Consider the following 24,233-nt stretch of genomic DNA (forward strand, 5'->3'; position numbering starts at 1 on the left):
ACGCGTGCCGACGTTTATCAGGCCTGGGTGGCCTTTAGATAGGTCACGATCTCAGCGGAAGTCCAGTGTACCGTGGCGGTCGGTGAAAATGTGCCTTTCGACTGCCACTCGGAAAACATGGCAATGATGGTTTCGGTTGTCAGGAACGGGGTCCAGCCGCTGATGGCATTCAGGTAAGCTGCGACCAGATGCATGCCAAGATTTTGGCGATCATCCTTTTGCGGACTTAGCAGCTGAAGAAGCGTGTATTTCGCATAGACTGAAGTCGGGCTGGCTGGAAAAACTCGACGGAATTCTGTGTCAGTCGCGATTGGCCAGCTTTCCTTATGGTTCTTCCAGTAGCCGGGAGATCGTCCCTTGCAGACCGGCTGCGGGCCATGGGTACTGGCATTACCGGATAAAAATCCCGATGGGGATTTGCAAACGACATCGCCCAATACGGGGCGACTGGCCAAGCTCAGCACGACGCCCGACAGGCCAAGCCCGGCTTTGGTGAATTGACGGCGTGAACTGGCAGCATCAGTCAATTGTTGCCCGGAATTTGCAAGACTGGCGCTATTGTCTTTAGCTTTATTTTGGCCGTCTTTTATCGTCATGCTGCGCCCCATCGGAAGAATTGTCTTTTACTTTGCTTGTTTCGGCATGGTATCGCGATCGATCGGCGTCTCCAAACCAATGCTTTATTTAAAGCAATATATATTCCCAATACAGCTATTTTGACAATTGTACAATAAAAACAATGGCTTAATGGAATGTCTTTCTTAAATGAATTTACGTTGGGAAATCTGCCGGGCAAATTGTAAAGAAAGCCGACCTGCAGATCTCTAGATTTGTAGGCTAATAAAATTTATTGGCAGAAAAGCAAACATTTTTGATGCATTTGTTGTAACATTTCAAAGTAACAAGTTGTTGCCTTGCCTTACAAAACCAATAAAAAGGAAGTGTGATGCAATTTGCCCAGCTTAAGCCCGGCCCCGCATTCTCTCCTGTACATAGTCTGCTGTATTACTCGCAGCGTCTGGTAACGGCACGGCGGCTGCGCCGACTCGTCGTATCCGCTCTATGTTCGAGCATACGCATGCGTGCCGGAACGGAGTCGGCTGATTCGGATATCCCGGCGAAGACGTCGAACTATTTCGATGCGTTATCTGCTTCCGGCCTGACCAGCCTGGGAATGGTTTTCACCAGCGATCAGCTTGCCGACATCCTTCGCTACCTGAACGGGAAAACCCTGAAGGAAAATGGTTCCGGCGGTCGCTCGTTTACGCTGGATGATGTGCCGCAGGGCGCGCGGATGGGCGATTATGCGCTTCACGATATCCTCGATTGCCCGCATATCGTCCAGCTGGCAAATTCTCCGGAGTTATTGGCGTTGGCGACAAAGTACATCGGCTGCAAGCCGACGTTGTCGGCTATCGGCTTGCGCTGGTCGTTTCCGCTTGAAGCGGAAGGCGCGGGTTTGCAGGCATTTCACCGTGATTCGGATGACTGGCGGTTTCTGAAAGTGTTTGTCTACCTCACGGATGTCGATGAAGCTTGCGGACCGCACGTCTATGTGAAGGGCACGCATCGAGAGCGGGCGCCTTTGCGCTTGCGTCCCTATGGGGATGCCGAAGTCGTGGAGGGTTACGGAACGGAGCGTTGTGTGGCAGTGACCGGCCCGGCGGGCTTTGCCTTTGCGGCAGATACGTATGGGATACACAAGGGAGCGGTGCCGGTAAAGCGTCCACGCTTGCTGTTGCAATTCCAGTATTCGATACTGCCGGTGTATATGTATCGCTATCGTCCGCTCGCCTACCAGGAGGCGCATCGATTCGACGGCTACATCAACCGCCTGATTTTTCGGTAGCCTGTTGCTCGCGTCGGCATGATACTGGCCGAGAGCTTTACCAGGCGCGAATCCATTCGACCGTCCAGGTCGCTACCTGGTCACGCCAAACTTGCCGCGAGAAGGTGTGATTGGCGCCGGGGAGCTTTCGGCGAATAATTTTTCGGCTCTTGATCAGTTGCCGCCATTTTCGTGACGATGATACGAGCTCGGAAAATTCCTGCGCAGTCATGTCGTCGCCACTCAATATCAGCATGACCTGACCTTCAAAACGGCGCAAGCCATCGTACATTCGACCCGGCAATGACGCCGCTGGCGATTGGCTTTCTTCGCTGGCATTCGCCACTGAGGCGTCGCCAGTAGCACGTGGACGCGCAGTCCGCAACAGGCTCGTGAAAGAGCGGCATGCTGCCACAAAATCGAAATCGCCCCTGAGGATCTTTCGCCACAATCCGGCTTCAAGCACTCTTTGGAAGTAATACCGTTTCAAGAATGCTTGTGCGAGGCCATGTTCGGTGCGTACCCATGGATTGAGCAGCACGAGGCCGCGAACGCGCGCATCACGGTGGCCATAGAAAGCTGCGGCAGAGGCGGCGTCGCACAATCCCCAGATCACAACTTCTTGCAGTCCAGGTACGCTGTCAAAGAAGTGATCGACGGCTGCGCGGATATCGTCTTCGGCTTCTTCAAAATTGCGCTGATCACCCTGGCTGTCGCCCATGCCGCGATAATCGAAACGCATGGTGGGAATGCCTTGTGCCGCGAGATGGCGGGCCAGCAATGCGAATTGCCGGTGGCTGCCGGCCCGATATTGGGGACCGCCGACTATGATCAGCACGCCGCGAGTAGCGGCATGCTCTGGCAGGCTGAGGATGCCGTAAAGCTGTTCGCCCTGACAGGGGAACGCCAGCGCGCGTTCGTCGAAAGTCATGGCTTCACGTCTCCAAAATCTGCGGACGTCGCGGCAATTAAATCCTGCGATTCGGTGATTTCCTGAGTAAGCCAGAATGCCGGAGATTGCACTTGTTGAAGATGCAGTTCACCAGCATGCTGCCGCCAGCTTTCCGCGATCCTGGTTATGGCTGGCGCGAGCGAACGGCTCGTGTCTTGCGCGAGTTCGTACCAGTATACCGGGCAGTGGGGTACAGCCATGTCGGCAATATCGGCAGCGGCAATGGCTATGGCTAGTTCGGGATGCAGCGAATAGCCGGCGATTTCAACCGGCTTCCCGGCTTGCAATCTGTCACGCAGGGCGCGAGTGCCGTTTTCACCCTTTGCCTGCCCGGTGAGCATATCGGCAGCCAGTTGCAGCCGAAGGAATTGCGTCAGGTATCCTTCACCGCGCAGTATTGGCTGCCATAGCAGCAGGCTATGCACGAGTGAAGGGAATTCATTGGCAAAGTCGAGCGCCAGGAGGGCGCCGAGGCGCAAGCCCCACAGGCTGACAGGCATTCGTGCTTCGCGTTGCAGCCACGCGTGTGCGGCTGCAAGGTCCTGCCTCCAGATCTCCCAGCGCGCATCGGCGAAATCGCCGCTGCTGTCGCCGCAGCCAAACAGGTCGATCTGCAGGACGGCGTAGCCGGCGCTGGCAAAGGCCCTGGATTGCAGGGCTGCCATCCGGCGGGATTTGTTCATCTCCTCGGCGAAGGGATGAACATAGAGGAGGGCGCCGCGGCAGGCGGCAGATGGATCAGGGGCGTGATAGAGGCAAAAACGCTTGCCGGGCGCGGCGTCGAGAAAAAATGGAATAGCGGGGCGACCCGACGGCGTACTCATTGCGCCAGCTTGTCATCCACGAATGCAGCCAGGCTGCCGACAGTCTCGAATGTGGCGGCGCTGATATCGTCGTCTTCTACGCTAATGCCGAAGCGGTCTTCCAGCGCGGTGATGAGATGAATGACGGCCATCGAATCCAGTTCGGGCACGCTGCCAAGCAAGGGGGATTGCGCCGTGAGGCTCTTTCCACGCTCGCCAAGGTTCAGCGTATCAGTCAGTACGGCGATTGTTTCTTCGATTGTTTGCATGATCGGGAAGCTAAATTCGGAGCGGCTATAAACTGCATGGCGACAGATGGCAAATGGCTCGAAGCCTCATGTCGCGATGATACCTTAACAATAATAATATTGGAGCAAGAATGTCCGCTCCAGGCGACAGTCTTAGCGATCATGGAAGTCCGTCGCATCGACGCCACCGCTGCCAATCTTTGCTATCCTCTTGCTTCATTCAGTAAGGGCGAGTCATGGGCATCGAAATCGAGCGTAAATTCCTTGTTAATGGCAATGCGTGGAAGGCCGCGGCAAATAGCGTGTTGTACCGCCAGGGCTATCTCTCCACCGACAAGGCGCGTACCGTGCGCGTGCGTATCGCCGGCGATCGGGCATTCATGACGATCAAGGGAATGGGGAGCGGCATCGCCCGCCCGGAATTCGAGTACGAAATTCCGCTGGAAGACGCTGCGGCGATGCTGGATGACCTGTGCCTCAAGCCGCTCATCGAAAAGCATCGCTATATCGTGGAATACAAGGGCCTGCGCTGGGAAGTCGACGAGTTCTTTGGCGAGAATCGCGGCCTGGTCGTGGCGGAAGTGGAGCTGGATAGCGCCGATCAGGTTGTCGAGCTGCCTGACTGGGTGGGCAGTGAAGTCACCGGCGACGCGCGTTATTATAATTCCAGCCTGATTGCCCATCCCTTCAACCAATGGTGAATCCGCAGGTTGCATCATGAGCCGGTCCAAGCGCAGAAAGGTGGCGTCGCCATTGCCGATGCGGGATGGCGTGTCGGCGAGCCATGTATGGCTGGGCGAGGGCAACTGGCCCAACGTGCTGGCTTTCATGGCGGCGCGTTTCCCGGCGGTGAGCGAGGCTGAGTGGGCCGCACGCATGGAACGCGGCGAAGTCGTGGATCTGGAGGGAACTCGGCTGCGGCCCGACAGCCCATACCGGCGCGGTACCTGCATTTTCTATTACCGCGAGCTGGCGCATGAAACACCCATTACTTTTGCCGAAACCATCCTGTACCAGGATGAGCATATTCTGGTGGCCGACAAGCCGCATTTTCTTCCGGTGATTCCGACCGGGCGTTTCGTGCGCGAGACGCTGCTTGTGCGGTTGAAGCATAAGACCGGCCTGTCGGACCTGACCCCGATTCACCGCCTTGACCGCGAAACGGCGGGAGTGGTGCTGTTTTCACATAACCTCGCCACGCGCGGCATTTACCAGTCCCTGTTTCAGAAGCGGGCGATGGACAAGGTTTATGAAGCGCTGGCGCCGACGCGGCCTGACCTGACGTTTCCACTGGTCCGGCGCAGCAGGATGGTCGATGGCGAGCCTTTCATCTGCATGACGGAAGTGGAAGGCGAGCCGAATTCCGAAACCCATATCGAGGTGCTGGAGTGCCTTGGTGAATTGAGCCTGTATCGCTTACACCCTGTTACCGGACGAAAGCACCAGATTCGCCTGCATATGGCGGCGCTCGGCATGCCGATTGTGAACGATGCGTTTTATCCGGTGGCGCTGCCCTGCAAAGGCGATGATGTTTCCAGGCCGTTGCAACTGCTGGCGCGAGAAATCCGCTTTACCGACCCGATCACAGGCGCGATGAGGCACTTTGTCAGTGAAAGAAGCCTGAATTTTGTACCTTAGTTCCGCGCCTTGAATCGCGTTGCGGCATACAATGCCGCTTGTTCCGCAGCTAATTCCGCTTTATCCGAATTTTCCATGAGCTCTCGATTAAGTCTTGACCGTATCCTGCAATCGCAGGGATTCGGCACCCGCAAGTATTGCCGCCAGTTGATCGCCGATGGCGAAGTCATGGTTTCAGGTGAAGTAGTCGCCGATTACCGCGCCAGCTTCGATACCGCTAACCTGAATTTTTCCGTGTTCGATGAGGAATGGCTATATCGCGAGCATGTGTACATCGCGCTCAACAAGCCTGCCAACTATGAGTGTTCGCGCAAGCCTAGTCATCATCCCGGCGTGCTCAGCCTGTTGCCGGAACAATTTACCTGGCGTGATGTGCAGCCGGTAGGGCGGCTGGATCACGATACCACCGGCTTGCTGCTGCTGTCGGATGACGGCGCGTTCATCCATGCGCAATCTTCGCCACGGCGCCATGTGCCGAAACTGTATGTCGCGACCACTCATGATCCGGTGACGCCGGAATTGATTGCACAATTGCTGAGCGGTGTGCAATTGCATGACGAGCCGGCGCCGCTGGCGGCAGTCACTTGCCGGATGCTGGACGAGCACCGCCTGGAGATCGTGCTCGAGCAAGGCAAGTATCACCAGGTCAAACGCATGCTGGCGGCTGCCGGCAATCATTGCAGCGCATTGCGCCGTACCGCCATCGGCGGCCTCGAGCTCGATACGCTGGAGCTGGAAGAAGGAGAATGGTGTTATCTCGACCAGGCGCAGCTGGAATTGCTGACGCCGGCATCGTCTTGACCGAGGAGACGATGATGCAGTCTTCCACTTCAAGCGTGGCGGTGATAGGAGGCGGACCGGCAGGGCTGATGGCGGCCGAAGTGCTGAGCGCGCATGGACTGGAAGTGCATGTGTATGACGCCATGCCTTCGGTCGGAAGGAAATTTCTTTTGGCTGGCAAGGGCGGCATGAACCTGACCCACGCCGAGCCGCATGAGGCCTTGCTGTCGCGTTACGGCAGTCGCCGAAAATACATTGCCCCCATGGTCGATGCATTCAACGCTGACGCGCTGCGGGAGTGGGTGCATGGCCTGGGGATTGCCACCTTCATCGGTTCTTCCAAGCGCGTCTTCCCGGTCGACATGAAAGCGGCGCCGCTGTTGCGCGCCTGGCTCCATCGCCTGCGCACGCAGGGCGTGCAATTTCATATGCGTCATCGCTGGCTGGGATGGAGCGATGCCGCAAACGGCGGCTTGCGGTTTGCCACGCCATCTGGCGAGATGGAAGTCCATGCAAGGGCAGTGCTGCTGGCGCTGGGCGGGGGAAGCTGGGCGCGTCTGGGCTCGGACGGCGCCTGGATGCCATGGCTGTCGCAACGCGGCGTCGAAGTGTCGTCGCTGCGCCCGGCGAATTGCGGATTTGAACTGCCGTGGAGCGTTCATTTTCGCGAGCGTTTCGCCGGCCATCCCGTCAAGTCGGTGGCGTTTGCCTGGACGGATGAGAATGGTGCAGAAGTGCGGCGCCAGGGAGAATTTGTCATCAGCGATAGCGGTATCGAAGGCAGCCTCGTGTATGCGGCTTCGTCGGCGTTGCGGGAACAGATTGCCCGTGATGGCAGAGCCTTCGTTCATGTCGACCTCGCGCCCGGCAAGCCGTTGCCGCGCGTGATGGAAGAAGTCGCATCCCCGCGAGGTTCGCGCTCGCTGTCAAGCCACTTGCAGAGCCGCGTTGGCATTGCCGGCGTCAAGATGGGATTGCTGCGTGAATGCCTGAGCAAGGAAGATGTCGCCGATCCTGGCAAACTCGCTGCGGCAATCAAGGCCTTGCCGCTACGCCTTGTTGCCACGCGTCCGATCGATGAGGCGATCAGCAGTGCTGGCGGCGTGCGTTTCGAAGCGTTAGATGAGAATTTGATGTTGCGACGTTTGCCTGGCGTATTTTGTGCCGGTGAAATGCTGGATTGGGAAGCGCCTACCGGCGGGTATTTGTTGACAGGGTGCTTTGCCAGCGGCCGTGCAGCGGCGCAAGGCATGCTTGCATGGCTACGGAATGTTCCTGGTGCCAATCAATAATGCGTGAATGAAGGATGATTGACCTCGATTGATGCGTTGCACGAATTTATTCTTGATTTCACTGTCCTGACTTCTACAATGAATCATGGAAGCGAAAGGAGAAGGCAATGTTTTCAAAGCGCGATCATTTTTCTGATGCAAGCCAGGGATGCATGGAAACGCAAGTCGATTTGCATACCGCCATGGGCCATAAGCTTCTGGAAGGCGCGCAACGATTCGCCGATCTGAATGCGCGCGTTGCGCAACGGTCTTTGCATGAAACGGAAGAGATGCTGCGCGTGGGATTGTGGGCAAATAGTGCGCAGGATTTTGCCGACATGGCGACCAACCAGGCAAAGGCAACATCCAGAAAGGCGGCATCGTATGCCTGCAACGTCGCCGGCATCGCCGTGGGTACGCAATCCGAATTGATTGGACTTCTGGGCGTGCAGATTACCGAAACCAATACCGAAGTCGTCGAATTGATGGCGGATGTGTCGCGCAGTAATCCCGGTGCATATGGCCGCCTGATTCCGATGATGCGCTTAAGCTTCGACCATGCCAATGCCGGATTCGAGCGTGTTACGCACGCCAGCCGCCAGGTCCTCGATACGCTCGAGACGAATTTCATCGCCGCTGCACGCCAGTTTGATCAATCCTTCAGGAGTGTTGCGCGCGCAGGGTAAGACAATCCTGTCCTTCGCGGGCCTGCATATCGTGACAAGAGCTTGGTTCCGTTTCTATGCCGAGTTGAATGTGTTCGTGGCGCCGCCATACCGGCAGCGGCCGTTTGAACACGCATGCGCGAGGGATGCCAGCGTCAAGCATATGATTGAAGTCTTCGGCGTGCCGCACACCGAAGTGGCACTGATCCTGGTGAATGGCGAGCCGGTGGATTTTTCCTATCGATTGTGCCACCAGGATTGTGTCAGCGTCTATCCCGGCTTCCTGCATCTGGGAGACGATGCGCCAATGCCGATACTGCTGCAGCCTGCGGGCCCGCCGGCATTTGTCGCGGATGCCCACATGGGCCGGCTGGCGCGCGACTTGCGCATGCTGGGATTCGACGCTCTATACCGCAACGATTTTTCCGATGATGAAATCGTCCGTCTCGCGGTGGAAGAGAATCGGATCGTGCTGACCCGCGATCGTGACCTGTTGATGCGTAAGCCGATTGTGCGCGGCGCTTATCTTTACTCCACCGACAGCGATACCCAGCTGTTGGAAATTATGCGGCGATATCGCCTCGCCGAAAAGGCAAAGCCCTTGTCGCGCTGCCTGGATTGCAATGGCGTTCTTGAGACGGTATCCAGGAAAGAAGTGGCGCAGCAGGTGCCGCCCCGCAGCGCCATCCTGCACGAGGATTTCCGGCGCTGCGAGGCCTGCGGTCATGTGTATTGGGAAGGATCCCACGTGACACGCATGCGCCGTCGTATCGATACATTACTGACTGTCACCTGCATGGCCATACCTGCCAACTGATGCCACGCTGGTTTTAAAAATTCACCCGCATGCCGAGTACGAGATTGCGGCCGGCCAGCGGCGCGCGGTCGCGCAGTATGGATGTGGAGACGCGGATATCTTCGTTCAGCAGATTCTTGGCGAGGGCGAACCAGGTAAGCCGGGTGCTGCCATATTTCTTTTTCCAGGACAGGTTGGCGTCGACCTGCGTATAGGCTGGTGTGGCAAAGGTTTCAAACGATGCCAGGCGGTCTTGCCTTTGCGCGTGCAATACCGACAGGCCGCTGCGCCACGCCCCTTGCCGGTATCCCAGGTCGATGCCGTAGCGCGTGGCGGGTTGCAGCGGCAGACTGCCGTTGCCTTCCAGGCGACCGCGCGAGGTGTCGGCAAAGCCGCGCACCGACCAGCCTTCGCCGCGCAGGTTGTAACTGATTTCGGCTTCAGCGCCATGAATGACTGCATCGCCCTGCGACCAGAATCGCTGGGTGAATTCACCTGTTGGATCGGCGCCACCATCCTCGTCGACAGTGACGCCCGTGGTGCGGCCATAGATGAAATTGCTGACCTGATTATGGAAAAGGTTGGCTTTCCAGCGCACCAAGCCTTCGGTTTTTTGCAGGCTGAGTTCGATATTGCGCGAGGTTTCTTTCGTTAGCGCGGAGTCGCCGATGTCGAACGTCGCGGTCGATTCATGCGGCCCGCCGGAATACAGTTCTTCGGTGCTGGGCGCGCGTTGCGCCAGCGAGTAGGTAAGGCCGGCTCCATAGCCTGGCATGAATTGCCATAGGCTGCCTAGCGAGTACGACGCCAGCGTGAAGCTGCGCTGCGCGAACCCACTAGCCGCATCCGGATCGCGCTTGACGGATTCCAGCCGCGCACCGGCACTGACGCGCACCGGGCCGAAGTCGCGTTCCTCGACCAGAAAGCCGGCAATCGATGTCGAACGGGTTTTGGGCACGGCGTTGGGAGCGCCGGTGTCAGCAGCCAAGGCGGAATAATTGCCATACTCGGTTTGCAGGCCAAAGCTGCCTTGCCAGCCTGCGAGCGGCACGTGCGTGGCTTCGATACGGGTTTCTACCGCGCGGTTGAGAAAGTCGGTGGCGGGCGTGCCATCCGGTTCTTTTTCGGTGTGTCGGTAATCGGTCGCGCCAAGCTTGAGCTTGATCGAAGACAGCCAGGGCAGCGGCTCATGGAAAAGGCCATCGACATCGAAGCGCTTTTTATGCAGGTCGATGTAAGCGCGTTCATCGGTAGGAATGCCATAGTGGTCGTCGAGCACGCCGATCGAGGCGCCGATATGGCCCCAGTCGTCCACGTGCGAGATGCCGAGTCCCAGATTCTGTCGGCGCGTAAAGGAGTTGGGCAATCGTCCGGAAGCGGATGCGGGATCGGCGGGGTTGGCCAGGCCGGGAATCCGGTAATCATCCGTTTCGTTCGTCTGGGCATCCAGATGCAGGCCGATCTTGCCGGCAGCACCGTCGGCGCTGAAGGAAAAAGCCTTGCCACGGTCTGCTGAGCTGGCGCGCACCTCTGCTTCGCCAGTCGGCCTGGGCAGCAGCATGGTGGGGATGCGCTCGTTGACGATATTGACCAGGCCGCCAATGGCGCCGGAACCGTACAGCAGTGCCGCCGGGCCGCGCAGGATTTCGATCTGGCGTGCCGTGCCGAAGTCGGCAGCGACGGCGTGATCGTTGGACAGGCTGGATACATCCGAGACCGACATGCCGTTTTGCAGAATCTTCACGCGCGGACCTTCCATGCCGCGGATGATCGGGCGGGAAGCGCCCGCGCCGAAAGCCGATGCGGACACGCCCAACTCGTGAGACAGCGTTTCGCCCAGCGTGTTGCCGAGCTTGTCGCGCAGCTCGTTACCAGTCAGGATCTTGGCAGGCGTCAGGATTTGCGAGTCTTCGCTGGCGCTGAACGGGGTGGCGTGTACCACGACGGGGGCGAGGGTTTGCGTATCGGTTTGGGCGAAAGCGGCGAGCGGCAACGCGGCGGCAGTAGCCATGATCGCGCGCGCCATGGGCGTACGTTGAAATTCCATGCTGATTTCCTAAAAAATGAGTGCGCGAGCGAATACCTCCATGCGGGGCAGTCGCATCATGAAAAGATCGCTAAATCAGGGAAATCAAACGGCAGGCGGTGCGCGCGGAGAGAAGTGGCAGAGGAAAGGCGCATCCCAGGAGGCGAAGGCCAGCCAAAGCGCCAGTGCATGCACACTGAGTGGCAGTGTCAGGTTGACTGTCGGCGTCGCAAGGGATGCGGCGATGGCGGCAGCTTCGAATAGCACGCAGGAGTGCGCGGAGAATTTATCTCCGCCCGTGTCCGGCGCCGATACATACAGGGAAAAGTAGGGGGACTCTTGCTTGCTGCCGCTATGCGCGATGCTATGCGCTAAGCCAACCCATTGCGCGCACAGCATCGCCAGGACCACCAATGCGGTGGTCAGCGAAGTCGGGCGCGCTGTTGGTTGATTGGGTCGCATGTGCCGCAGGCGAGGGAATGTGAGCTATGCGTATCATAGCATTAGCCATGCGATCAAATGATGCCTATGGCGCCGGCTACTGGGTGTTAGCGCAACTTTTCTCGCACGGTTTCTTCCACAAACGCGTCGTGGCCGGATTTTAAAATATCGCTGCGGCTGATCAAGCCGATCAAGTGCATGCGATCGCTCCCGTCGACGACTGGCAAACGCTCGTATCCGCCCAGGGCCATGCGGCCGGCGACGGTCCGTGCCGCCTCACCGGGCAGCGCTACCGGCGTCACGGCATCGCGGCATACCAGCTCACGGCAAGGCATCGCCGGCGAGCTCGCGGTCTGCAGGAGCTCACGGTCGATCATGCCCAGCAAACGGCCTGCGGAGACAACTGGATAGCTTCGGTGGCGTTGGTCGGCTCCGAAATAAAGCCGGGCCGCTTCGCCGACGGGCGTGTCGGCATCGATGGTCATCACTTCTCGCGTCATGAGATCTTCGACATGCCAGCGTTCCAGTGGGTCGACGCCGTATTCACGGTAGATATGCCGGCCGCGCCGGGCGATTTTCTCCGTCATGATCGAGCGCCGCATCGTCAGGACATGCAACCCATATGACACTGCCGAAGTCAGCAGCAATGGCAGCAATGCGCCGCTGTCATGCGTAATGCCGACGGCAAAAACCACGGCGGTCAGCGGCGCTCCCATGATGGCGCTCAGCATGCCGGCCATGCAAACCAGCGCCCACAGCGACGGGCTTCCTCCCGGCAGCACGTGACCCAGTGCGAGGCCAAGACCTGCTCCCATCATCAGCAGTGGCGCGAGCACGCCGCCCGAGGTACCCGATCCCAGGGCGATTACCCAGATGACCGCCTTCACCGTCAGCAGGGAGGCGACGGTCGCCAGCAGCAAGCGATTGTTGAGCAAATCGCCGATGACGTCATAGCCGACGCCCAGGGCGCGCGGCTCGAAATAGCCGCCGATACCGACGGCAAGACCGCCGATCGCCGGCCACCACATCCAATGCACCGGCAATTTGCCGAACCAATCCTCGACCTTGTAAAGCGCATGGGTCAAGAGCGACGCTAAGCCGCCGCAAGCCAGGCCGGCAAGGATGCATGACAGCAGCGCGATGGTGGTGACAGGCGCGGTATGCATGGAAAACAAGGGGCCGGCTTCGAACCAGAACGGCCGGATGAACGCGGCCACCGAGCAGGCCAGGGCAACCGGCAGCAAGCTGCGCGGACGGAATTCAAACAGCATCAATTCCACTGCCAGGAGGACAGCCGCCACCGGCGTGCCGAAGATGGCCGTCATGCCGGCACACGCGCCGGCGACGAGCAGCGTCTTGCGTTCCGCCGCGGTCAGGTGCAGATACTGCCCGATCAGCGATCCCAGCGAGCCGCCGGTCATGATGATCGGCCCCTCTGCGCCGAACGGCCCGCCGCTGCCGATCACGATGCCGGATGAAAGCGGCTTGAGGATAGCGACCTTGGGCGACATCTTGCTTTTGCCGAAGAGGATGGCTTCGATCGCTTCGGGGATGCCGTGACCGCGGATCTTGTCGCTGCCATAGCGCGCCATCAGGCCGACCAGCAAGCCGCCTGCCACTGGCAGCAGGATGACCCAGGCGCCGAGGGTGTGATGAGCGGGCGCGCGTTCGGCAAACGACAGGGTTTGAAAGAAAAACAAATTGGTAAAGAAGCGGATGAGCGCCAGCAGAACCCAACCGGCGACAGTGCTGAGCGCGCCGATGACGAGCGCTGCAAGCGAGAGCAGGATCAGGCTATGGTCCGCAGCGTAGTCGCGTTTGAGGGCAGGACGTGCGGCATCCTGGTGCAGTCTGGTGATAGACATATGGTTCAGATCCACTTTGATTGGTAACTATTGCTGATTGTCGAGATCGTTGAAGGCAGTAATCCGCGCCACCTGGAACGTGCCGCGTAAGGATTTCAGCTCGGCTTCATGCAGGCTCGCCAACTTTTCGAGATATCGCTCGCCTAACGGCAGCAGCCGCACCTCGACCTGGCGACGGTCTGCCTGGCTCTTTTCACGGACGATCAGGCCGGCTTCTTCGCAGCGCGTCAGTAATGCCACGACGCCGTGATGCCGCATTTGCAGGCGCTCCGCCAGTTCGCTGACGTTGGCCCAGTCCCTTCCGGGAAAACCGCGGATATGCAGCAACACCAGATATTGCAGCGGCGTGAGCCCTTCCGCGTGCGCGGCGGTTTCGCTGAAGTGCAAAAAGCGCCGCAGCTGATAGCGGAATTCGGATAAGGCTTCATATTGTTTTTTTGAAAGCGGCATTGCTGGGACGTCTATGCGGTCGATGCGAAAAATCGACAAATATATCACGTCATGATATATTTTGCGGCTTTTTCGTCCGATCTCGATTTATGCCGGCGATACAACACTCACAGAAACAGAATGAAATGCAGATAGTTGGTTTGAACGCGTGGCTGCGCGGCTTTATGCCGCCGCCCATCATCGCCGGTAAGCGGGAAAAGCTGTATGGCTGTCTCGGCGCGTGCATCGGGCTGCTGCTGGCGCAGCTGAGCAGCAAATATGCGCTCGGTGACTTGAACATCTGGTTCGTCGCGCCGATGGGGGCGTCGGCTGTGCTGCTGTTTGCGGTACCGTCGAGTCCGCTGGCGCAACCGTGGTCTATCATCGGCGGCAACCTGGTATCGGCGACGATCGGGGTGACTTGCGCCAGGTTCATCGGCGATCCGATGCTGGCGGCCAGCGCTGCCGGCGCATTGGCCATCGGCGCCATGTTCGGCTTGCGCTGCCTGCATCCGCCGAGCGGCGCGGTCGCGCTGACGGCGGTGCTCGGCGGCCCGGCTGTGCATGCGGCAGGCTATGATTTTGTATTCTGGCCGGTGGGCGTTAATTCTTTATTTCTTCTTTTGGCCGCGCTGGCTTTCAACAATGCGCTGGGCCGCCGCTATCCTCACGCGCCAGCCAGCCACGCGCAGCAGCATGGCACCAAGGATGTGCCGCCGATCGATCGGCTTGGCTTCACGCTCGATGACCTGGATGCGGTGCTGAAGGAACAAGGGCAGATCGTCGACGTCAGCCGCGACGACCTGGCTGCATTGTTCATGCAGACGGAGATGCATGCATATCGCCGCCGCTTCGGTGAAATCACTTGCGGCGACATCATGTCGCGCGATGTGATCACAGCCGAATTCGGCACGACCCTGGAAGAAGCATGGATGCTGATGCGCAGGCATCACATCAAGGCGCTGCCGGTGATTAACCGCGCGCGTCGCGTGATCGGCATCGTGACGCTGATGGATTTCATGCGGCACGCCAACCTGGATATCCACGCTGGTTTCGACGCCAAATTACGCAAGCTTATCCGCCGGACTCTGCATACGCATTCCGACAAACCGGAAGTCATTGGGCAGATCATGACCTCGACCGTGCAGGCGGTTCACGCCGAAATGCATATTGTCGAACTGGTTCCCATGCTGTCGAACCAAGGCAAGCACCATGTCCCGGTCGTCGATGATGAGGGCAGGTTGGTTGGCATGCTGACGCAATCCGATTTGATCGGTGCGCTGTATCGCGGGCGGCTTGCCGATACCACAGCCGCCGCCTGACACCGCCTCGCGAGGCCGGCGCAATAACGAAGAAATTATTTGCGCTTGCCGCGCGACTGCGTGGCAGCCGACTTGCGCTGCTGCGGCCTAGCCCCTGCCGGCGTGCGTGCGATGGCAGCGCCGTCGCGCGGTTTCATGATGCCGAACTTCTTCGCCACCTTGGCCGGTCCCGGCGTTTCCTTGCGTCGTTCGATTGCCGCCAGCGCCGGCGTCGGCGCGGCATTGCGCGGCACCAGGCAACGCTCGCCGCTGCCGATCAGGTCCGAACGCCCCATGCGCTGCAGCGCTTCGCGCAGGATCGGCCAGTTTTCCGGATCGTGATAACGCAGGAAAGCCTTGTGCAGCTTGCGCACTTTGCCCAGGCGCGGCGTCTCCACCGTTTCGGAGTCCTCCGAGACCTTACGCAAGGGATTCTTGCGCGTGTAATACATGGTTGTCGCCGTCGCGAGCGGCGTCGGCAGGAAGGTCTGCACCTGGTCGAGGCGGAAATTGTTCTGCTTCAGCCACAGCGCCAGGTTCAGCATGTCTTCATCGGTCGTGCCCGGATGGGCGGCGATGAAGTAGGGGATCAGGTACTGTTCCTTGCCGGCTTCCTTCGAATATTTCTCGAACAATTCCTTGAAGCGGTAATAGGCGCCCATGCCCGGCTTCATCATCTTCGACAGCGGCCCTTCCTCGGAATGCTCGGGCGCGATCTTCAAGAGTCCGCCGACGTGGTGCGTCACCAATTCCTTGACGTATTCCGGCGAGCGCACGGCGAGGTCATAGCGCAGCCCCGAGCTGATCAGGATCTTTTTGACGCCGGGAATGGCGCGTGCCTTGCGGTACAGTTGGATCAGTTTGCTGTGATCGGTATTCAGATTGACGCAAATGCTCGGATACACGCAGGAAGGACGCTTGCAGCTTTCCTCGATCGCTTTGTCCTTGCAAGTGAGTCGGTACATGTTGGCGGTTGGCCCGCCCAAGTCGGAGATGACGCCGGTGAAGCCCTTGGTCTTGTCGCGGATGTTTTCGATCTCGCGCAGGATGGATGGCTCCGAGCGGCTCTGGATGATGCGGCCCTCGTGCTCGGTGATCGAGCAGAATGTGCAGCCGCCGAAGCAGCCGCGCATGATATTGACCGAGAAACGGATCATGTCCCAGGCCGGAATCTTTGCCTTGCCGTAGCTTGGGTGCGGCGCACGCGCATACGCCATGTCGTAGACGTAATCCATGTCTTCCATCGCCAGCGGCAGCGGCGGCGGATTCAGCCAGACATCGCGGTCGCCGTGGTTCTGCACCAGCGCGCGCGCATTGCCCGGGTTGGATTCGATATGGAACACGCGCGAGGCATGCGCATACATCACCGGGTCATCCTTGACCTGATCATAAGAGGGCAGGCGCACCACGGTCTTGCCGCGCGCTTCCTTCAGCGCGGCCTGGCGCTCTTCCCGGGTCATGATCTTGACCGGCTTGACTTCCGGCTCGCCCGCCTTGGCGGCTGTAGTGGCGCAGCTTTCTTCCTTGGCCGGCGTCATCGCGTAGGGATCGATGTACGCATCGACCTTGCCCGGCGTGTCGACCCGGGTCGAATTCACTTCGGTCCAGTCGTCAGAAGGCTTCCAGCCGGCCGGCACCATGAAGGCGGTGCCGCGCAAGTCGCGGATCGTCTTGATCGATTCCCCCGCCGCCAGGCGATGCGTAAGATCTAGCAAGGCGCGCTCGGCATTGCCGTAGATGAGAATGTCCGCCTTGGAATCGAGCAGCACCGAGCGGCGCACTTTGTCGGACCAATAATCGTAATGGGCGATGCGGCGCAGGCTGGCTTCGATGCTGCCGGCGACGATGGGCGTGCCGGGAAAGGCTTCACGCGCGCGCTGCGCATACACGGTCAGGGCGCGGTCCGGGCGCTTGTTCGGTTCGCCGCCCGCTGTATAGGCATCTTCGGAACGGATCTTGCGGTCGGACGTGTAACGGTTGACCATCGAATCCATGTTGCCGGCGGTGATGCCGAAATACAGGCGCGGTTTGCCCAAGGCGCGGAATGGTTCCGCCGAATGCCAGTCCGGCTGGCTGATGATGCCGACACGAAAACCCTGCGCTTCCAGCAGGCGGCCGATCAGCGCCATGCCGAAGCTGGGGTGATCGATATACGCATCGCCCGTCACGAGAATAATGTCGCAGCAATCCCAGCCGAGCGCATCCATCTCCTTGCGTGACATCGGCAGGAACGGAGCGGGGGTAGGACGGGACCCTTTCGGGACGTAGGCGGTGAGGTTTTTCGGCGCTTGCATCATGGGCCGGATTGTACAGGAAAGCGCCTGAAAGCACCGGTTCCCGCGGCGTTTCTGGCTGGTGTACGCATCAGGATGACAGGCTGCCAAGAGGCGGATTTTCAACCGGCATCCATGCGCAAATGATAAGAGAATGCAACAAGATCAAGCCACAGGTAACGTTGACCCTGGCGCTGCCTTCGCGTATCGTGCCACCGTTATTTTTTTGATAGGACAATGCAAATGGATGAGCAATCGATGGATGACCAATACAAGGATGGCTTGCAGGTACGTAAGCAGGTGATGGGCGATGCCTTTGTCGAAAAGGCATTCGCCAATGTCGATGAATTCACCAAGCCCTTGCAGGATTACATTACGCGCAATGCCTGGGGCACGGTATGGTGCCGCGAAGGACTCGATTTCAAGACCCGCAGCCTGATCACCTTGTCGATGCTGACGGCGCTGGGCCGCTCGCACGAATTGAAGGGGCATGTGCGCGGCGCGCTCAACAATGGCGCGACCGTCGATGAAATCCGTGAAGTGCTCCTGCATGCCACCGTGTATTGCGGCGTGCCGCTGGCGGTGGAAGCCTTCCGTGCGGCGCACGAAGTGTTGAAGGAAGCCGGCAAGGTGTAATTGCCCGGCGCATTCATCAACCTGCCCGTGCGGCGCCGTGGTGCCGACAAGGTGTTGAGAATGCGGCAATCCTCGTTTTTTGCCAAATCGGCAGCCATATGAAAAACGCCGGCTCATGGCCGGCGTTGTCATGTTGTCTTGCAGGGCAGCCCTGTCAGACCTTGTCGCTCCAAACGACATCACCGTCAACTGCATACAGCTTGCAAGGCGAGACGCTGTTTTTCTGGCAGTTCGCAATGGCGCGATCCGCCGGATCATCGCCATCCTCGACCCAGCTCCAGGCGCCGCTGGAAGAAAGCGCAAAGGCACGCGGGCTCGATTTGGTCAGGAAGGCGCGATACTGCTCCCGGCCATCTTCGCGCAGGTAGGGCACAGCCGCAATGTTGTTGACCTCTGCATAGCCGCTCTTGGGCAGGCGAGCCGGTTCGGCCAGCTTGAAAATTTCTTCGCTCGGCATGCCGATCTGGCGCAGGAATTTTTCCGTTTCCGGCAGCCAGATCTTGATGCCATCGCGGCTGCCGCTCATGCCATGCGCATCGTTCTTGAACGCGCCGAATTTCACCAGCGTGGCGTTGCCGCCGGCTGCGGTGTAGGCCTGATGCATGCGGCTTGCCAGCGCCGGGCCGAAGTGGCTGTCATTTTCACCATAGAACCACAGGCTCGGCACACGGGCCTGGGCACCATAGGTGGCGAAGGCCTGCACCAACGAGGATTCCCACTGGCAGCCGTTGGTCTTCAAGCCGCCGGCGAAGTTGATCACGCCTTTCACGCCCGGGAAGTTATGCGTCGCAAAGGCCACAGCGGTCAGGCCGCCATAGGACTGGCCGCCCACCAGAATACGCTGCATGTCGGCCCAGGGTTGACGGGCGACGTAAGCCAGCACGTCATCGAGATCATTGGCCTGGATCTGGCCATTGGCTGTCATGTCGCAGTATTCCTCGACGTACTCGCCGCTCGACTTGGAAAAGCCTGTACGCATCGGGATCACCACGGCATAGCCGCGCTTGACGAATTCGCGGCTGACGGTCAGGAAGCGGGCGCGCTCCTGCGAACGCGGGTTGCCGAGCGACTTGCCGTGATTGAGCACGAGGATCGGGAAAGGGCCTTCGCCGGGCGGCATGTAGACGGTCGTCTCGAGTTCGCCGCTGCGGCTGCGCTTTGCCGGTTCGGCCGGCACATTGCTGGTCGCCGCCGAGACATCCGCACCGCTGGACTTGTTGGATTTGCCAGTCCACCATGCCACTTGCTGACCATGCACCGGCACCATGACGATTTCTTCATTCAATGTCGAATCCAGGCTGACATGTTGCGGTTCGACTGGAGCGGCCGCGGGCGCAGGAGCGGTCACGGTTGCGACTGCCGCTGCCGCAGCGTGCGGCACTTGCGCAATGGAGCCTTGCGCAACCAGGCCCATGGCGGGAATGGCAGCAAAGGCAAAAAGGAAAACCAGGCTCAAGCGTCGAGCGGTGGAACGGGGTGTGGCAGTCAGATGAGGCATAGAGGCGTATGGCTTTGCAAAATCGAAAAAAGACAGGTCTTGCTCAGGTCATGCATTCCCAGCCGGAGCTCAGGGAATCACTGCAAGAAATTTGTCTCACACAATATTTCGTGTAGACAGCTATATCCCGTAAGAATTCTTTCTTGCAGTAATTCTTGCCCATTCTAAATACGAGATGTGCAGAGTCAATGCCAAAGAGGAACAATCCGCAAAGAAATTTTTATTCTTATGTCAGAGCGGCATGCAATATAGAAATGTTGCTGTAAGGCCGACAAGGAAATGCCGATTTCCTTGGGCTCATTGCAATGTCAGGAAGTAAAAAGAGAAGGGGAGGAGAAGAGAATGACGCCGATGCGTGATGGCGTCTTCAGGTGTTGTTAAAACGCGCAGACGGTATTGCGGCCGCTTTCTTTCGCCCGGTACAGTGCCTTGTCGGCACGGCTGAAGAGGGTATGCCGGTCATCGCCGGAGCGGTAGACCGTACAGCCGATGCTGAGGGATATCGAACAGGGACCGGCGCAGGTTTCGAATCGGCGCGCTTCGACGGAGGCACGGATGCGCTCGGATAGTGCGCGCACGCCCTCCAGATCGCAGCGCGGCAAAATCAGGACGAATTCTTCGCCGCCGTACCGGCATGCCTGATCGGACTGGCGAATGTGCCGGCCGATTTCTTCAGCGACCATGGCCAGGATATCGTTGCCTGCGGCATGGCCATTGGTATCGTTGAATAACTTGAAATGATCGATATCGATCAGGGCCAGCGCCAGCGAATCCTTGCCGCCGTAGCGCGATGCCTCGTGCAGGCGCTTGTTCAATTCCTGCTCGAACGCGCGGAAATTCAGCAGGCCGGTCAGCTGGTCGGTGGAAGCCTGTTGCGCCAGCTCCTGAACTTTTTCTTCGAGCATTTCATTCAGATGGCGGATTTCCGCGATCTGTGCCTGGCTGGTTTCGTACAGCTTGCTGTTGGTGATTGCCGTGCCGAGGAAGGAGGTCAGGTAGTCGATCAAGTCGAGATCGGCGCTCGACAGTGTCACCGGGTTGTCAAGGCTGAAGCTTAAAAAGGTGCCGATGGGTTTTTTATTGTGCCGGATAGGCGAAATCAGAATGGTGCGCGCTTGCTGGACGATGGCCAGGGATTTTCTGTCATGGAGCGCCATCGGCAAATGCTGAATATCCCGATAATCGGGAAACAGCATGACTTTGTTTCGCTGTAAAACGTGCGCCGAGCCGCTGCTGGTCGGATCAAGCGAATAAGGGTTTTGCTTGAGATAGTTTTCCCATTCCCGACGCACGGATTCGAATTTCGGCTTGCTGGCAACGACCTTGCGAGGGAACATTTGCCCATCCTCGACCAATGAAAAACTGATGAGATCGAGCGGCAGCTGGCGAAACAGCTCATTGGCGAATAATTCGTAAATCTTGTCGACTGAAGTCAGGCTGGTCATCTCGTCCAGGAACTGCAGGTGGCGCCGGTTTTCCGCCACGCTCGCCTTGGATTCCTCATGCAGCATTTCCAGATGCGCAAAACGCAACCAGCGCGACAGACTGCCGTGAAAGAGATTCACGAGTTCGGTGACCCTGGCCAGATCCTGGTCAGGAATCGAGCCTTCCTGTTTAAGAAGGATCAGCACTCCGGTCGGGTTGGCGGGCCGAGCTCCCGGGGCGCAAAGCGGCACGCCTGTCATTTCCCGGATTTTCCAGTAGCGCAGGATATTCACTTCCTCGCTGGTGGCATTGTCCTCGGTGACCCGCATAACTTCACCCGATGCCATCGTGCGGGCATTCAGCTGTCCGTTATTCAGGGCGAATTTGTAGCCGAGGTAGGATTTCTCCAGGTTCTGGAATTCGGTGGGGTAGCGCAGCTTGAGGCAGGTAAGGGATTTGCCCGAAGCGTCGAGCAAATTGATCAAATAGCCGTCCGCAACTCCCAGCGCCTGAATTTCGTCGCAAAGCAGATCGAGCAAGTCGTCCAGACGCCCGGCATTGATCATGCGATTAACGATTTGGCATGTCCGCTCTGGCGACAGAAACGGCATCGCACTTCCCCTTGATTATTTTTGTAAATTCGGCGTACTTTACTCTCCTTTAAGCCTGAGAGCCAGTATTTGAGCGGGTTGGCGGCGCGCAGTGTCGCCATATCCTGACAAACTGCGCGCTGTCTTCGTCGTTACGCTAGGCGCAGCCCTGCCGGAAGCGCTGGATGGCTGAATCCACCATGCCTTCGGCGCTGCCGGTGGCAAGATATTGTTCGCGCAAATAATTGGCGTCGTTGCCGGCCTGGCATTCCTGGTAGAGGTGCTCGAACGCCGACTGCCCGCCCAGCACGGCGGCATGCTCGTCGATGCGGCGCAGCGTGGCCAGGATATCCTCGCGCAGCGACAGCGTTTCATGGGTTTTCGGATGCACGATGGTGCCATCGAGGCCGAAGCGGCAAGCCTGGAAGCGGTTGTAGTTGTAGACCAGGTAATCGTCTTCCGCAGGGGCGGGTTCCTCGCGCAGCAGCAGGTGGCGGCACAAGGCTTGCAGATAGCAGGCCAGCGCGGCAGCCCGTTCCACGGTCAGCGGCGTGTCGCACACGCGCAACTCGATCGTGCCGTATTCCGGCTTGGGCCGGATGTCCCAATAAAAGTCCTTCATGCTCTTGACCACGCCGGTATGTTCCATGCGGGCGAAGTAATCATGCTCGAAATCGTGCCAGCTCTGCAGGAAGGGCGCGCGTCCGCTCAAGGGGAAGGCGGAAACGGAATTCAGGCGTGCGGAACTGAACTGGGTATCGCGCCCCTGGAAAAACGGCGAGGAGGCGGACAGGGCGATAAAGTGCGGCACGTAGCGGTTCAATGCATGCAGCAAAAACAGCGCATCGTCACCGGAAGCGCAACCGATGTGGACGTGCTGGCCGAACACCGTGAATTGCTTGGCGAGGTAGCCGTATAGCGCCGAGACTTCCTTGAAGCGCGGCTTGGAAAAAATCTTCCGTTCCGACCAGAGCTGAAAGGGATGGGTGCCGCCGCCGCAGACGCCGATGTTGAGCTTGTCCGCCGCATGCACGAGCGTATCGCGGATACGCTGCAATTCATCCACCAGGCTGGTGAAATCCTTGTGCACGCCGGTATTTATTTCGATCATGCTCTCGGTGATTTCCGGCGTCACGTTGCCCGGGAAGGGCTTGCGTGACAACAGATCCAGCATGTCCGGGCTGGCCGATACCAGGTCGAAATCTGACAGGCTGACCAGTTGCAGCTCGAGCTCGACGCCCATGGTCAGCGCCTCGGAAGTATTGAAGGTTTCCAATGGCATCGTGTTACTCCTCGTGGGATGTTTCGCGCGCCCAGATCAGCGCGCGCTGGGTCAGGATCGGGCCGGCGACTTCCATCACCAGCACCATCGCCGCCAGCGGCGCCAATTGGGTCATCAGATCGATACTCAAACGGGTTTGCTCCAGGATCAGGATGGCGAATACCGATGCCGGACTCAGCGCCAGGCCCGTGAGCAAGCCCTTGCGCCAGGATATGCCGCTGACATGGGCAAAAACCGTAACACCGGCGATCTTGGCAATGATTCGCACGACAATGATCAATAAACCCAGGACGATGCCTGACATCGCCTGCTGCCACTGCAGCGTGGTGGCCACGAACAGGAATAGAGGAATAACCAGCAGGTCGCCCAGCACGCCGAAATTACGCTGCGTCTGGCTCAGGGTCTCGCGCCGGTGTCGCGCCACCAGGCCAAATGCCAGGGTGGAAAGGATCGGCGAAAAATCGAGGGTATGCGACAGCGCCACCAGGAGGATGACGCCGATGGCGAAGCTGACCGTCGCATCGGTGCCGACATTCCCGAGCCGCCTGCGCAAGGCCGGCACCAGCACGCCGAACAGCGCGCCCAGCACGGCGGAAAGGATCAGCACCACCAGGCTATTCCAGCCTGCCTTGAGGATGCTGCCGGAACTCTGGAACAGCCAGTAACCGACGATTGCCTTGAAGGCAAATACCGCCATCACGGAATTCAGCGCAGACAGGTGCAGGGCGCGTTCGGTCACTTGCCCCGAGCTGGACTGTTCGTTGACTACGCGCAGGATGCCGGCCGGCGAAGTCGCCATCGCCAGCGATGCCAGCAACAGGCCGGTCAGGGTGGTGGTGCCGTACCAAGTCGCGATGTAATAGACGGCCGCGAAGGTGCCGACCGCCTCCGCCGCACTCGAGGCGGCAATCCAGCGATTGATCTTCAGCCAGTCCAGGTTGATGCGGTAGCCAAGCTCGAAAAGGATCAGGCCGAAAGCAATGTCGGCCAGCGCCAGCATGTTGCCATCCACGCTTTTCGGTAAAAAGCCGATCTGCGTGCTGGCGAGCACGAAGCCCACCAGACCGTAAAGGCTGATGCGGGGCAGTCCGGTCCAGCGATGGCCAAATTCACCTACCATCCAGCCGATGGCGATTGCAAACGGCCAGGCAAGCTCTTGCGGAATCGAAAGTGTTTCGAGCATAGCTTTCCTTTTTGAGAGGGCTGCATAACCTGCCGGCTGCGGGATGCAGACGACAGCAGGTATATAGACCTGATTGATTGGGTACGACGCGCCTTAATGGCGTACTTTGGCGGAACCGCTCACCCATTGTAATAGGTGCAATGCAGCGGTTGAATAGAGCCTGTGGAGCGGCTCGGCCGTGCGATTATATGCCAACTATTCCCTTAGGCAAAATCAACAGCGATAGCCGGATAATTCGCGGATTTTGGCCTGAAGGCAGTTTGCCAACCGCTAGGCCTTGGATGGTTCTCGTTCAAGCCCAGG

Annotated in this window: 22 protein-coding genes; 9 read left to right on the plus strand and 13 right to left on the minus strand. The window is 58.9% G+C overall.

Going from position 1 to position 24,233, the window contains the following annotated elements; all coding sequences use genetic code 11:
* Positions 1 to 17 precede the first annotated feature (17 nt).
* Positions 18 to 608, minus strand: coding sequence for a hypothetical protein (locus EDC30_RS04805; RefSeq protein WP_132257650.1), 591 nt, complete (start codon positions 606 to 608; stop codon positions 18 to 20).
* Positions 609 to 946: 338 nt separating this feature from the next.
* Between EDC30_RS04805 and EDC30_RS04810 the strand changes: the two genes are divergently transcribed.
* Positions 947 to 1,849: a phytanoyl-CoA dioxygenase family protein gene (locus EDC30_RS04810; protein ID WP_132257651.1), complete on the plus strand. Its 903-nt coding sequence runs from the start codon at positions 947 to 949 to the stop codon at positions 1,847 to 1,849.
* A 37-nt stretch (positions 1,850 to 1,886) separates the two neighbouring features.
* On the opposite strand, the gene EDC30_RS04815 is transcribed toward EDC30_RS04810, so the two are convergent.
* From EDC30_RS04815 to EDC30_RS04825, 3 genes are read right to left on the minus strand one after another with little or no spacing between them, the layout of a single operon-like run.
* Positions 1,887 to 2,759: a hydrolase 1, exosortase A system-associated gene (locus tag EDC30_RS04815; RefSeq protein WP_132257652.1), complete on the minus strand. Its 873-nt coding sequence runs from the start codon at positions 2,757 to 2,759 to the stop codon at positions 1,887 to 1,889.
* Positions 2,756 to 3,604 (minus strand): hydrolase 2, exosortase A system-associated, encoded by an 849-nt coding sequence (locus EDC30_RS04820; protein WP_132257653.1) that lies wholly within the window; start codon positions 3,602 to 3,604, stop codon positions 2,756 to 2,758. The genes EDC30_RS04815 and EDC30_RS04820 overlap by 4 nt, the downstream gene beginning before the upstream one ends.
* On the minus strand, positions 3,601 to 3,852 hold the full coding sequence (locus EDC30_RS04825; RefSeq protein WP_132257654.1) for an acyl carrier protein: 252 nt from the start codon (positions 3,850 to 3,852) through the stop codon (positions 3,601 to 3,603). Before EDC30_RS04825 ends, EDC30_RS04820 begins: the two co-directional genes overlap by 4 nt.
* A gap of 215 nt (positions 3,853 to 4,067) precedes the next feature.
* On the opposite strand from EDC30_RS04825, the gene EDC30_RS04830 reads away from it, so the two are divergent.
* The 6 genes from EDC30_RS04830 (at position 4,068) to EDC30_RS04855 (ending at position 9,002) form a co-directional block, all read left to right on the plus strand.
* On the plus strand, positions 4,068 to 4,532 hold the full coding sequence (locus EDC30_RS04830; protein WP_132257655.1) for a CYTH domain-containing protein: 465 nt from the start codon (positions 4,068 to 4,070) through the stop codon (positions 4,530 to 4,532).
* A gap of 16 nt (positions 4,533 to 4,548) precedes the next feature.
* The gene (locus EDC30_RS04835; RefSeq protein ID WP_243656650.1) at positions 4,549 to 5,469 is read left to right on the plus strand and encodes an RluA family pseudouridine synthase; all 921 of its coding nucleotides are present in this window, start codon (positions 4,549 to 4,551) and stop codon (positions 5,467 to 5,469) included.
* A 75-nt stretch (positions 5,470 to 5,544) separates the two neighbouring features.
* The gene (locus tag EDC30_RS04840) at positions 5,545 to 6,270 is read left to right on the plus strand and encodes a pseudouridine synthase (protein ID WP_132257656.1); all 726 of its coding nucleotides are present in this window, start codon (positions 5,545 to 5,547) and stop codon (positions 6,268 to 6,270) included.
* 11 nt (positions 6,271 to 6,281) lie between these two features.
* Positions 6,282 to 7,541: a TIGR03862 family flavoprotein gene (locus tag EDC30_RS04845; RefSeq protein ID WP_132257781.1), complete on the plus strand. Its 1,260-nt coding sequence runs from the start codon at positions 6,282 to 6,284 to the stop codon at positions 7,539 to 7,541.
* A 107-nt stretch (positions 7,542 to 7,648) separates the two neighbouring features.
* Positions 7,649 to 8,206: a TIGR01841 family phasin gene (phaP, locus tag EDC30_RS04850; RefSeq protein ID WP_132257657.1), complete on the plus strand. Its 558-nt coding sequence runs from the start codon at positions 7,649 to 7,651 to the stop codon at positions 8,204 to 8,206.
* Positions 8,207 to 8,237: 31 nt separating this feature from the next.
* Positions 8,238 to 9,002: a Mut7-C RNAse domain-containing protein gene (locus tag EDC30_RS04855; RefSeq protein ID WP_132257658.1), complete on the plus strand. Its 765-nt coding sequence runs from the start codon at positions 8,238 to 8,240 to the stop codon at positions 9,000 to 9,002.
* 13 nt (positions 9,003 to 9,015) lie between these two features.
* On the opposite strand, the gene EDC30_RS04860 is transcribed toward EDC30_RS04855, so the two are convergent.
* The 4 genes from EDC30_RS04860 to EDC30_RS04875 all read right to left on the minus strand — a co-directional run bounded on the left by EDC30_RS04860 (position 9,016) and on the right by EDC30_RS04875 (position 13,763).
* Entirely contained in the window at positions 9,016 to 11,028 is a 2,013-nt protein-coding gene (locus tag EDC30_RS04860; protein WP_132257659.1) for a TonB-dependent receptor, read from the minus strand.
* A gap of 84 nt (positions 11,029 to 11,112) precedes the next feature.
* The gene (locus tag EDC30_RS04865; protein ID WP_132257660.1) at positions 11,113 to 11,469 is read right to left on the minus strand and encodes a hypothetical protein; all 357 of its coding nucleotides are present in this window, start codon (positions 11,467 to 11,469) and stop codon (positions 11,113 to 11,115) included.
* Between the two features lie 86 nt (positions 11,470 to 11,555).
* On the minus strand, positions 11,556 to 13,313 hold the full coding sequence (locus EDC30_RS04870) for a chloride channel protein (protein WP_132257661.1): 1,758 nt from the start codon (positions 13,311 to 13,313) through the stop codon (positions 11,556 to 11,558).
* 27 nt (positions 13,314 to 13,340) lie between these two features.
* Positions 13,341 to 13,763 (minus strand): MarR family winged helix-turn-helix transcriptional regulator, encoded by a 423-nt coding sequence (locus tag EDC30_RS04875; RefSeq protein WP_132257662.1) that lies wholly within the window; start codon positions 13,761 to 13,763, stop codon positions 13,341 to 13,343.
* Between the two features lie 140 nt (positions 13,764 to 13,903).
* Here EDC30_RS04875 and EDC30_RS04880 point away from each other — a divergent pair, with 140 nt between their 5' ends.
* Positions 13,904 to 15,064 carry an HPP family protein gene (locus EDC30_RS04880; protein WP_243656651.1) on the plus strand — a complete coding sequence of 387 codons (1,161 nt, stop codon included), beginning with the start codon at positions 13,904 to 13,906 and terminating at the stop codon, positions 15,062 to 15,064.
* 35 nt (positions 15,065 to 15,099) lie between these two features.
* Here the strand turns inward: EDC30_RS04880 and EDC30_RS04885 are convergent, their stop codons facing one another.
* Positions 15,100 to 17,265 carry a YgiQ family radical SAM protein gene (locus EDC30_RS04885; RefSeq protein WP_243656664.1) on the minus strand — a complete coding sequence of 722 codons (2,166 nt, stop codon included), beginning with the start codon at positions 17,263 to 17,265 and terminating at the stop codon, positions 15,100 to 15,102.
* 294 nt (positions 17,266 to 17,559) lie between these two features.
* On the opposite strand from EDC30_RS04885, the gene pcaC reads away from it, so the two are divergent.
* Positions 17,560 to 17,952, plus strand: coding sequence for a 4-carboxymuconolactone decarboxylase (gene pcaC / locus EDC30_RS04890; RefSeq protein WP_424446897.1), 393 nt, complete (start codon positions 17,560 to 17,562; stop codon positions 17,950 to 17,952).
* 154 nt (positions 17,953 to 18,106) lie between these two features.
* On the opposite strand, the gene EDC30_RS04895 is transcribed toward pcaC, so the two are convergent.
* From EDC30_RS04895 to EDC30_RS04910, 4 genes are all read right to left on the minus strand, one after another.
* Positions 18,107 to 19,450 (minus strand): alpha/beta hydrolase family protein, encoded by a 1,344-nt coding sequence (locus tag EDC30_RS04895; protein WP_243656652.1) that lies wholly within the window; start codon positions 19,448 to 19,450, stop codon positions 18,107 to 18,109.
* A gap of 377 nt (positions 19,451 to 19,827) precedes the next feature.
* Positions 19,828 to 21,441 carry a sensor domain-containing diguanylate cyclase gene (locus tag EDC30_RS04900; protein WP_165973732.1) on the minus strand — a complete coding sequence of 538 codons (1,614 nt, stop codon included), beginning with the start codon at positions 21,439 to 21,441 and terminating at the stop codon, positions 19,828 to 19,830.
* A 181-nt stretch (positions 21,442 to 21,622) separates the two neighbouring features.
* The gene (locus EDC30_RS04905; RefSeq protein ID WP_132257665.1) at positions 21,623 to 22,747 is read right to left on the minus strand and encodes a YbdK family carboxylate-amine ligase; all 1,125 of its coding nucleotides are present in this window, start codon (positions 22,745 to 22,747) and stop codon (positions 21,623 to 21,625) included.
* Between the two features lie 4 nt (positions 22,748 to 22,751).
* A complete protein-coding gene (locus tag EDC30_RS04910; RefSeq protein ID WP_132257666.1) occupies positions 22,752 to 23,930 on the minus strand; it encodes a cation:proton antiporter in 1,179 nt (392 codons plus the stop codon).
* Between the last annotated feature and the right edge of the window lie 303 nt (positions 23,931 to 24,233).

The organism is Paucimonas lemoignei, from assembly GCF_004342585.1.
Classification (GTDB): domain Bacteria; phylum Pseudomonadota; class Gammaproteobacteria; order Burkholderiales; family Burkholderiaceae_D; genus Paucimonas; species Paucimonas lemoignei.